Raw genomic sequence first — 2,278 nt, 5'->3', positions numbered from 1 at the left:
GAATCGTATTTGATTTTTGAAATTATCTACGTAGGCGGGGAGTGGGGAGTAGGGAGTAGGGAATAAGGAATTAGGCTTTTCGAGTTGTACCGAGCTTTTTCAGAAATCAAATATTAGTCCTATATTATGTATGTTGTTATAAAAAAGTTTTGCTGGGGATGATCCAATACGATTAATACCGTTTCACTTTTAGATTGATACAGATGGCAGGCTGTTCTTGAGCAGGGAAGGCTGTTCTTGAGCAAGAAAAGTGATTTGTATCAAGAATTTCGTGAAATGGTATAAGTTAACGTTTTAATCTTTTTAAGATCCCCACAACCTCCCTTTTTAAGACTTATCATTACCAACATCAAATAAATCTTCCGCTTCGTTGCTAACCCGCCTGGGAATAAATTCCGAGGCTAATAGCTCAAGTCCTCTCAAGAGGACTAAATATAGGATTTTAAGCGATGTCTATGGCTAAACTCTGTGTTTTAGGCAAAATTTCAGTCCACTTAAGTGGACAGTGGCTATCAGCCTAGAACTTAAGTTTTGGGTGGGATGTCGGCTAGTGCGACACCTTGATTATTATAAAAATGTAGGCAATGACAAGCCTTAACCCAAGGATATTGCATCATAAGCTGTTCGACATTGAAATTGCATAATTAGGGCGGGCAAGATGCCCACCCCACAAGAGTTATATAAATTTTAGATATGCAAACTAAATGTGGTTTAGCTTATTGTTGTTTACACAATCTGAAAACTAAAGCTAAAACTTGCCCAATTATTCACATCCAAGATATATGAGTCGGCTGCTGTGCCGTTCATCTCCGCTTTGAGGGCGCTGGCGTTATGCAAGTCTTGTAGCAAGGCTTGTGCAACGTCTAAGGGATTCAACAATGAACCAATCGGCTGTTGTTCGGCTGTGGAATACTTAACAGTACTTAAGGCGGCGAGAGTTTCGCTAAAGGGGGCAGTACTAAAAATCAGTTGTTGTTCGTAAAAGCAAGCTGGCCCTGAAATGAGCCATTCGGAAGCACTATTGGTTTGGGGTAGGGTGAGGGTTTCACCTGGGGCGATGACGACTTGTTTAAGGAGGGGCTTGGTGTCGGCAGTGTTTGCTTCTTGGGGGGTTTCCCAAGAGTAGAAAGCAACTGCTTTATGATTATTGTTTAATCCCAGCAAGATTAAATATACTGGGCGATCGCTCTGGTTTTCCACTCGATATTGCATTCGGCTACCGATAGGTACAATTCCAGTGGGGAGAGACGCGATTAATTGCGTCTGCACTGATTTTTTTATCGAAGTTTCAGGTTTGAAAGTTCGTATTGTTTCACGCTGCATCACCACCTGTGGTGATATACCGCTAATTATTTCTAAGGTTGCCTTGAGAGGCAAGCGGGAAGAACCTTGATTTTCTGCCTCAGCGGAAATAAGGGCTGGAAAACCGAGTATACCATGCACGACCTGCTTACCGAACGTTTTTGCTTCAGCGATTCGGACAAACCGGATGATGACAAATCAGTGGCTCCACCGGAAAGCGGCAATTTTGTTTTCTTTAATTTTCATATATTCCATGATCACAGGGGCGTGTGGATGAATACCGTCCCTCCTTTTACAAATAAAAATCTTATTGTCAGAACGTATGATGTAGACTCAGAATATAACTGGACGTCTTGTCTGCAAGCCAACGTGAGTGCCATTTCTACTAACAAGATCAGCCATCACAGCTGGGCCAAGGTGTCGGACACCCATGTTTACAAACTAAAAAACGGGAAGCCGGATAAACGGTTTATTAAAAATCTGGGCAATAACGAGTACCGGACTGACAGGGCCACACACATGAGTGATACCTTTAAAAACCCCGAATGCGTTTTTATTTTTGAGCACCAGGAAAACAATGTATATGCATTCAGAAATGCCAAAAACAACGAGTATCTTCAATGCAACATTACGACTATGTCACCCACCAACAACGGCAATTGCCAACGATGGGAGCTGATCCCCACCGGCGGGGCTGATGAGTTTTATATCAAAAATAAGGAAAACGGAAAATATCTGACGAAACGGGCCTCCAAACTTCACGATGGCACCCCCGGAAGCGATGAAAAACACCTGATCAGGTCAATTACCTGAGCAATTTAAATGCTTCGAAGGTCCTTTTCATGGTTTTGTCATGAAAAGGACTTTTAATTTTAGGTGTTTTAATGATTATCATTTAATTTCCCCTTTGATTAATCATTTATTCTGACCTAAATTTCAACAAACCAGATGAAGCTTAAACATTTACTTCTTTCTT

At 41.5% G+C, this 2,278-nt stretch carries 2 protein-coding genes; one reads left to right on the top strand and one right to left on the bottom strand.

Going from position 1 to position 2,278, the window contains the following annotated elements; translation table 11 throughout:
* Nucleotides 1–726 precede the first annotated feature (726 nt).
* Nucleotides 727–1,443 carry a hypothetical protein gene (locus LC574_RS36485; RefSeq protein WP_368736783.1) on the bottom strand — a complete coding sequence of 239 codons (717 nt, stop codon included), beginning with the start codon at nucleotides 1,441–1,443 and terminating at the stop codon, nucleotides 727–729.
* On the opposite strand from LC574_RS36485, the gene LC574_RS36480 reads away from it, so the two are divergent.
* Nucleotides 1,438–2,115, top strand: a complete 678-nt coding sequence (locus LC574_RS36480; protein ID WP_229458490.1) for an RICIN domain-containing protein — start codon at nucleotides 1,438–1,440, stop codon at nucleotides 2,113–2,115. The two genes, LC574_RS36485 and LC574_RS36480, sit on opposite strands and share 6 nt — an antisense overlap.
* Nucleotides 2,116–2,278 lie beyond the last annotated feature (163 nt).

The organism is Nostoc sp. CHAB 5715 (assembly GCF_020829685.1).
Lineage (GTDB): Bacteria > Cyanobacteriota > Cyanobacteriia > Cyanobacteriales > Nostocaceae > Nostoc.
Note: the sequence above shows the minus strand (reverse complement) of the source record. Positions and strands in the feature narration are given on the sequence as shown.

What these genes read in the sequence shown, in the direction of transcription:
- LC574_RS36480 (WP_229458490.1), top strand. Translation starts at nt 1,438, where the DNA reads ATGCACGACCTGCTTACCGAACGTTTTTGCTTCAGCGATTCGGACAAA.